9 protein-coding genes are annotated in these 7,593 nt (G+C 72.3%); 8 read left to right on the forward strand and 1 reads right to left on the reverse strand.

What is annotated here, in order from left to right; genetic code table 11:
* Positions 1-59: 59 nt before the first annotated feature.
* Positions 60-995, reverse strand: coding sequence for a carboxylating nicotinate-nucleotide diphosphorylase (gene nadC, locus HLI28_RS15125; RefSeq protein WP_171248412.1), 936 nt, complete (start codon positions 993-995; stop codon positions 60-62).
* An 80-nt stretch (positions 996-1,075) separates the two neighbouring features.
* On the opposite strand from nadC, the gene lysS reads away from it, so the two are divergent.
* From lysS to HLI28_RS15165, 8 genes are all read left to right on the forward strand, one after another.
* A complete protein-coding gene (lysS, locus tag HLI28_RS15130) occupies positions 1,076-2,590 on the forward strand; it encodes a lysine--tRNA ligase (protein ID WP_171248413.1) in 1,515 nt (504 codons plus the stop codon).
* A gap of 11 nt (positions 2,591-2,601) precedes the next feature.
* Entirely contained in the window at positions 2,602-2,772 is a 171-nt protein-coding gene (locus HLI28_RS15135; protein WP_171248414.1) for a hypothetical protein, read from the forward strand.
* Between the two features lie 104 nt (positions 2,773-2,876).
* Entirely contained in the window at positions 2,877-3,209 is a 333-nt protein-coding gene (locus HLI28_RS15140; protein WP_171248415.1) for an Lsr2 dimerization domain-containing protein, read from the forward strand.
* 124 nt (positions 3,210-3,333) lie between these two features.
* The gene (locus HLI28_RS15145) at positions 3,334-4,422 is read left to right on the forward strand and encodes a lactonase family protein (protein WP_171248416.1); all 1,089 of its coding nucleotides are present in this window, start codon (positions 3,334-3,336) and stop codon (positions 4,420-4,422) included.
* Between the two features lie 29 nt (positions 4,423-4,451).
* Entirely contained in the window at positions 4,452-5,741 is a 1,290-nt protein-coding gene (gene mshA, locus HLI28_RS15150) for a D-inositol-3-phosphate glycosyltransferase (protein WP_171248420.1), read from the forward strand.
* Positions 5,742-5,829: 88 nt separating this feature from the next.
* Positions 5,830-6,243 carry a hypothetical protein gene (locus tag HLI28_RS15155; protein ID WP_171248417.1) on the forward strand — a complete coding sequence of 138 codons (414 nt, stop codon included), beginning with the start codon at positions 5,830-5,832 and terminating at the stop codon, positions 6,241-6,243.
* A gap of 56 nt (positions 6,244-6,299) precedes the next feature.
* Entirely contained in the window at positions 6,300-6,734 is a 435-nt protein-coding gene (locus HLI28_RS15160; RefSeq protein WP_171248418.1) for a nitroreductase family deazaflavin-dependent oxidoreductase, read from the forward strand.
* A 98-nt stretch (positions 6,735-6,832) separates the two neighbouring features.
* On the forward strand, positions 6,833-7,573 hold the full coding sequence (locus tag HLI28_RS15165; RefSeq protein ID WP_171248419.1) for a phosphoglyceromutase: 741 nt from the start codon (positions 6,833-6,835) through the stop codon (positions 7,571-7,573).
* The last annotated feature ends 20 nt before the right edge of the window (positions 7,574-7,593 follow it).

Consider the following 7,593-nt stretch of genomic DNA (forward strand, 5'->3'; position numbering starts at 1 on the left):
GTCAGGGCTATCCGTGCCGAGTCAGGACGGTTCGCGCCGGGTCAGGCCTGACCCGCGGGTCAGCGCAGGTCGAGGGCCAGGTCGAGGATCGGCGCCGAGTGCGTCAGGGCCCCGACCGACAGGTAGTCCACGCCGGTGAACGCCACCTCGCGAGCCCGCTCGACCGTGAGGTTGCCCGTCGCCTCGAGCTCGACGTGCGCCGGCACGCCGTCGTCGCCCTGGCGGTCCCGGACCGCCGCGACGGTGTCGGCCAGCACGTCGGTCGGCATGTTGTCGAGCAGCAGGAAGTCCGCACCCGCGTCCAGCGCCTCCAGGGCCTGCGCGGTCGTGTCCGCCTCGACCTGCACCAGCACGTCGGGGAACGCCGTGCGCACCGCGGTGATCGCGGCGGCGATGGAGCCGGCCGCCACGACGTGGTTGTCCTTGACCATCGCGACGTCGTACAGGCCCATCCGCTTGTTCGTGCCGCCCCCGGCGCGGACCGCGTACTTGTCCAGGGCCCGCAGGCCCGGCGTCGTCTTGCGCGTGTCGAGCACCTGCGCCCCGGTGCCGGCCAGCTCGCGGGTGAAGGCCGCCGTCGCGGTCGCCACGCCGGAGGCACGCGAGGCGAGGTTGAGCACGGTGCGTTCGGCCACCAGCAGCACCTGGGTCCGCCCGGTGAGGCGGGCCAGCACCTGCCCCGGCACGACGGCGTCCCCGTCCTGGGTGTGGAACGTCACGTCCGGGGTCGGCAGCCCGAGCCGCGCGGCGGTCTGCCGCAGCGTCTCGGCGACGACCACGAGCCCGGCGACGGTTCCCGCCGCACGGGCCACCAGGTCGGCGGTCCCCGTGGCCGACGGCGGGATCGTGGCCTGCGTGGTCACGTCACGACCAGGTGCGGGACCGAGGTCCTCGTCCAGCGCGGTCTCCACCGTGCGGCGGATCCAGTCCGGATCGAGGCCCGGGTCGACGGCGGAGGGCGTGGTGCGGACCGGGAGGGCGTCGGGCGTGCTCACGGCGACACGGTACTGCCCGGGTGTCCGAGGCACGGTGGAAAGGCGTGGGGCGGCTTGGCGGCGGACCGTAGAATCGGACGGTGACCACCCCCGAGAATGCCGACTCCGCCGTGTCCGACGACCTGCCCGAGCAGCTCCGGGTCCGCCGCGAGAAGCGCGACCGGATCATCGCCGAGGGCGGTGAGGCGTATCCGGTCGGCCTGCCGATCACGCACACGATCGCGCAGGTCCGTGGTGCGTACGACCACCTGGAGGCGGGGCAGGAGACCGACGACGTCGTCGGAGTCGCGGGCCGCGTGGTGTTCCTGCGCAACACCGGCAAGCTCTGCTTCGTCGCGCTCCAGGACGGCGAGGGCAACCGCCTGCAGGCGATGCTCAGCCAGAAGGTCGTCGGCGCCGAGTCGCTGAGCGCCTTCAAGGCCGACGTCGACCTCGGCGACCACCTGTTCGTCCACGGCCGGGTGGGTTCCTCGCGCCGGGGGGAGCTGAGCATCTTCGCGGACTCGTGGCAGATGGCCTCCAAGGCGCTGCGGCCGTTGCCGGTGCTGCACAAGGAGCTCTCGGAGGAGGCGCGGGTCCGGCAGCGGTACGTCGACCTCATCGCCCGCCCGGCCGCGCGGGACATGGTCCGGCTGCGCGCCGCCGTCGTGCGCTCGCTGCGCGAGAACTTCCACGCCCGCGACTTCCTCGAGGTCGAGACGCCGATGCTGCAGGTCGTCGCCTCGGGTGCGTCGGCGCGGCCTTTCGCCACGCACATGAATGCCTATGACATGGAGCTGTTCCTGCGTATCGCGCCGGAGCTGTTCCTCAAGGAAGCCGTCGTGGGCGGCGTGGAACGCGTCTTCGAGATCAATCGCAACTTCCGCAACGAAGGTGCGGACTCCTCGCACTCGCCGGAGTTCGCGATGCTCGAGGCCTACGAGGCGTACGGCGACTACGACACGATGGCGGCTCTCACGCAGGATCTCGTGCAGACCGCTGCGCGAGAGGCGCTGGGGACGACCGTGGTGACGCTGCCCGACGGCGAGGAGTACGACCTCGGTGGGGAATGGGCGCACATCACGATGTACGGGTCGCTTTCCGAGGCGATCGGTGAGGAGATCACGCCGGAGACGTCGGTCGAGCACCTCAACGAGCTCGCCGAGAAGGTGGAGATCTCGATCGACCCGAAGCAGATGATCCACGGCAAGCTGGTCGAGGAGCTGTGGGAGCACCATGTCGGCAACGACCTGTACGCGCCGACGTTCGTGCGGGACTTCCCCGTCGAGACCTCCCCGCTGACGCGTGCCCACCGCACCACCCCGGGTGTCGTCGAGAAGTGGGACCTCTACGTGCGCGGCTTCGAGCTCGCCACCGCCTACTCCGAGCTCGTCGACCCGGTCGTGCAGCGCGAGCGCTTCGCCGAGCAGGCACGCCTCGCGGCGGCCGGCGACGACGAGGCGATGGCGCTCGACGAGGACTTCCTCACCGCGATGGAGTACGCCATGCCGCCGGCCGGCGGCATGGGCATGGGGATCGACCGACTTCTCATGGCGCTCACGGGTGCGGGAATTCGCGAGACGATCCTCTTCCCCCTCGTCAAGCCCACGCACTGAGGACGACGATCATGGATACTTTCTGGGCCGTCGTGGCCGGTCTCATCCCTTCGATCGGGGTCGGCCTGCTGTTCTGGTTCGCCATGCGCAAGATCGTGCGGGCGGACCGCAATGAGCGGGCCGCGCAGGAACGCTACGAGGCGGAAGCGCGTCGCGATGAATCGTCGCCGTTGAATGGTTGACCCGGGTTGCTATTACATTCCCCTCGTGGCGAGTTGACATTCCATTCTTGATCGGTGCATCCTGAAAAGGTCATTGCATTTCGGTTCCTGAGAAGGGTGGCAACGTGGTCCAGAAGACCCAGGTCGTGCTGTTGGATGACATCGACGGCACCGAAGGTGACGAGACCGTCACTTTTGCGCTGGACGGCGTCTCCTATGAGATCGACCTCACATCGGCACATGCGTCGGAGCTGCGTGAGTCCTTCTCGAAGTGGATCGGGCACGGCCGCAAGGCCGGCCCGAAGGCAGCGGGACGCGCCGCCGGCCCCCGTCGTGGCCGGACCGACCGTGCCCAGCTGCAGAAGATCCGCGAGTGGGCGCGCGAGAACGGCCACGAGGTGAACGACCGCGGCCGCATCCCGGCACGCATCCTGGAAGCGTACGAAGCGGCTCACTGAGCCCGGCATCAGCCGCCCTCGCCCCGATCGGTTCGTTCCGGTCGGGGCGCGGTGCTGTCCGGGGGCGTCTGGCCGTCGCCCGGGCGCGCGGTGAGCACCCGCCGTGGACGCCTACCCTGGACCCATGACCACTCCGAGCGCCTCCGTGCCGCTGTGGGTCGGCACCTACCCGTCGGCCGGTGAGGCGGCAGGCAGCGGAGAAGCGGTGTGGCGCGTCGACCTCGACCGGTCCGACGGCTCCCTCGGGTCGCCGCGGGTCGCCGCCGAGGTCCCGTCGCCGTCGTTCCTGGCCCGGCACCCCTCCGCCCCGGTCGTGTACGCGGTGACCGAGACCCCTCACGGGAGGCTGACGGCACTGCGCGACGTCGGTGACGGCACGCTCGAGGTCCTCTCGTCCGTCGGCTCCGGCGGGGACGACCCCTGCCACGTCGCCGCCGCGGACCGGACGGCCTGGGTCGCGAACTACGGGGACGCCGTCGCCGCCGCGGTGGGCCTCGCCGACGACGGCACCCCCGTCGCGGACCACCGCTCCCTGCACGCCGGGTCCGGCACCGGCCCGGTGACGGACCGGCAGGACGGCCCGCACGCCCACCAGGTGACCGTGCTCGACGGCGAGGTGCTCGTCACCGACCTCGGCGCCGACGTCGTCCGGCGCTACCCCCTGGACCCCGCACCGGGCGACGGTGGCGTGCTCGCGGACGACGGCGGCTCCGTCGCCGCGTGGTTGCCTGCCGGGACCGGGCCCCGCCACCTCGTCGTCCTGCCCGGAGGGGCGCTGGTCGTCGCCGGTGAGCTCGACGCCCGGCTCCACGTGCTGCTCCCCGCCGACGGCGCCTGGCACCACGCCGGGAGCGTGCCCGTCTCGCCACGGGCTGTCGCGGGCGACGCCTTCCCCGGGCACGTCACGCTCAGCGCGGACGGCCGTCGCCTGCACGTCGGAGTGCGCGGACCGGACCTGCTGGCCGTGCACTCGGTGTCCGGCGACCGCACCCCGGAGATCGCGCACCTGGCCGACGTCCCGCTCGGCGAGGGCACCTGGCCGCGTCACCACGAGGTCTTCGCCGCGACGGACGGTGCCGAGCTCGCGGTGGTCGCGCTGCAGGGCACGAGCGAGCTGGCCACGGTGCGTCTCGACCCCGCGACCGGGGCGGGTGCGGTCGTCGACCGCGTCGCCTGGGCCACCCCGCCCTCGTGCGTGCTGGAGGCCCGGTGAGCGCGGACCGCGGGGGGCCGCGGGTCGCGATGATCTCCGTGCACACCTCGCCGCTGGACCAGCCCGGCACCGGGGACGCCGGCGGGATGAACGTGTACGTCCTGGAGCTGTCCCGTGCCCTGGCGCGTCGTGGCGCCGAGGTGGAGATCTACACCCGGGCGACGTCGTCGGCCCAGCCCAAGGTGGTCCAGGCGGAACCGGGTATCCGGGTCGTGCACATCGCCGCGGGTCCGTACGAAGGGCTCGACAAGAACGACCTGCCGGCCCAGCTCTGCTTCTTCAGCGCCGGGGTGCTCCGGGCCGAGGCGCACCGACCGCCCGGCTGGTACGACGTCGTGCACTCCCACTACTGGCTGTCCGGTCAGGTCGGCTGGCTCGCCGCCGACCGGTGGGACGTGCCGCTGGTGCACACCATGCACACGATGGCGCGGGTGAAGAACGCCGCCCTCGCCCCCGGGGACACCCCGGAGCCGCACAGCCGCGTCATCGGTGAGGAGCAGGTCGTCGCGGAGTCCGACGCGCTCGTGGCGTCCACCACGGAAGAGGCCGAGGACCTGGTTCGCCACTACGGCGCCGACCCGGACCGCCTGCACGTGGTGGCGCCGGGCGTCGACCTGGACGCCTTCGCACCGCTGGAGCCGGCACCGGGGGAGACGGCGGCGCAGGCGCGGCGCGCGCTGCGGGCGCGGCTCGGGCTGCCCGTCGACCGCCCGCTGGTGCTCTTCGCGGGGCGCGTGCAGCTGCTCAAGGGCCCGGACGTGCTGGTGCGCGCCCTCGGGGTCATGGCCGACCACGCGGCGACGGTCGCCGATCCGGACGCCCTGCGGGACGGCGGCGGGTCGCGGGTGCCGACCCTCGCGGTGCTCGGTGGCGCGAGCGGGCGTCCGACGGCGGTCCGCGAGCTCGAGGCGCTGGCGTACCAGATGGGGGTGACCGACCACGTGGTGGTGCGCCCCCCGGTGTCCCGCGAGGAGCTGGCCGACTGGTACCGGGCGGCGGACGTCGTCGCGGTGCCGTCGCACAACGAGTCGTTCGGACTCGTGGCGGCCGAGGCGCAGGCCTGCGGCACGCCGGTCGTCGCGGCGGCCGTGGGCGGGCTGCGGACCGTGGTGGTCGACGACGTCTCCGGAGTGCTCGTGGACGACCACAGCCCGTGGACGTGGGCGGCCGAGCTCGGCGCGCTGCTGGGCGACGACGAACGGCGGGAGCGCCTGGCGGCCGGGGCGCGGCGCGCGAGCGAGCGGTTCTCCTGGGACCGTGCGGCGGCGGCGATGCTGGACGTGTACTCCCAGGCCGCGAAGGTCCGCCGCACCCGCTGAGTCAGGACGGAACTTCGCGGGTCAGGACCCGATCCCGCGAGGCAGAAGAGGTAGCGCCCACGTCCTGACCTGCGCAAGGATCACCGGCATGACGCTCGATGCGGCCGCCGCTCCGGCCCCGACGCGACGACGCCGTGGTCGGCTCACCGTCCTCGTCCTGCTCGCCGTCCTGCTCCTCGGCGTGCTCCTCGGCCTGGTCCTCGGGGTCGCGGGCGGTCCGTGGGGCTCGTCGACGACGCAGTGGGCCGAGGGCCGGGTCCAGCTCGTCGGCGGCGACCCGCCGCGGGACCACCACGTCGTGGTGCTGCAGGACGACGACTGGACCTATGCGTTCGCCCGGGGCACGGCCCGGTGGATCGATCCTCGGGGGACCTGGCACGAGGACGGCGACCCGACGTGCGTCGTCCGGCCGGACGGCGGTGGGGTGCGGTTCGCCTGGGAACGTGCCGACGTGGAGGACGTGTCCTGGCGCGTCGTGGTCCTCGTCGACTGCCGCTCCTGACCGCGCCGTCGCACCCGGCGGGAATGCCCACGGACCGCGGGAACGTTGCCCCGGGCATGGCGATCACCGGAGAGTACGTCCCCAGCCCGTCCGAGTTCGTGGCCAACCACGTGGAGACCTACGAGTCCTCGGGCGGCACCGAGGGCACCACGATGCGCGACAAGCCGGTCATCATCCTGACGACCGTCGGCGCGAGGTCCGGCAAGCTGCGCAAGATCCCGCTGATGCGCGTCGAGCACGACGGCGACTACGCCGTCGTCGCCTCGATGGGCGGCGCCCCCCAGCACCCCGTGTGGTTCCACAACATCGTGGCGAACCCGCGCGTGGAGCTGCAGGACGGGCCGGAGAAGCACGCGTACACGGCCCGCGAGGTCACCGGCGAGGAGAAGGCTGTCTGGTGGGAGCGCGCGGTCGAGGCCTGGCCGGACTACGCCGAGTACCAGAAGAAGACCGATCGTGAGATCCCCGTCTTCGTGCTCGAGCGGGACTGACCCGTCGTCCTGCCGAGCCGTCAGCACATCCTGGTACCCCGGTGTCCGAGATCCGGCCCGGGCTGCAGGCGGACGGCCCGGCAGGGCAGGATGGTGCCATGACCTACACCCTCGTGCTGCTCCGCCACGGCGAGAGCGAGTGGAACGCGAAGAACCTCTTCACCGGCTGGGTCGACGTCCCGCTGTCGGAGAAGGGCACCGAGGAGGCGAAGCGCGGCGGCGAGCTCCTCCAGGAGGCCGGCCTGACGCCCGACGTCCTGCACACCTCGCTGCTGCGCCGTGCGATCTCGACGGCGAACCTCGCCCTCGACGTCGCCGACCGGCACTGGATCCCGGTCAAGCGCAGCTGGCGCCTCAACGAGCGCCACTACGGCGCCCTGCAGGGCAAGGACAAGAAGCAGGTCCGTGACCAGTACGGCGAGGAGCAGTTCATGCTCTGGCGTCGTTCCTACGACGTGCCGCCGCCCGAGATCGAGCTGGGCTCGGAGTACTCCCAGGACGCCGACCCGCGCTACGCCGGCGAGCCGATCCCTCGGACCGAGGCGCTCAAGCAGGTGCTCGACCGGTTCCTGCCGTACTGGGAGTCGGCGATCGTGCCGGACCTCCAGGAGGGCAAGACCGTCCTGGTGGCCGCGCACGGCAACTCCCTGCGCGCGCTGGTCAAGCACCTCGACGGCATCGACGACGAGACGATCGCCGGGCTGAACATCCCGACGGGCATCCCGCTGGTCTACGAGCTGGACGAGGAGACGCTGAAGCCGACCAACCCGGGCGGCACCTACCTCGACCCGGAGGCGGCCAAGGACGCCATCGCGGCCGTGGCCAGCCAGGGCAAGTAACGGCGCCCGACACGACGACG

The organism is Isoptericola sediminis, assembly GCF_013085345.1.
In the GTDB taxonomy this organism is placed as follows: domain Bacteria; phylum Actinomycetota; class Actinomycetes; order Actinomycetales; family Cellulomonadaceae; genus Isoptericola; species Isoptericola sediminis.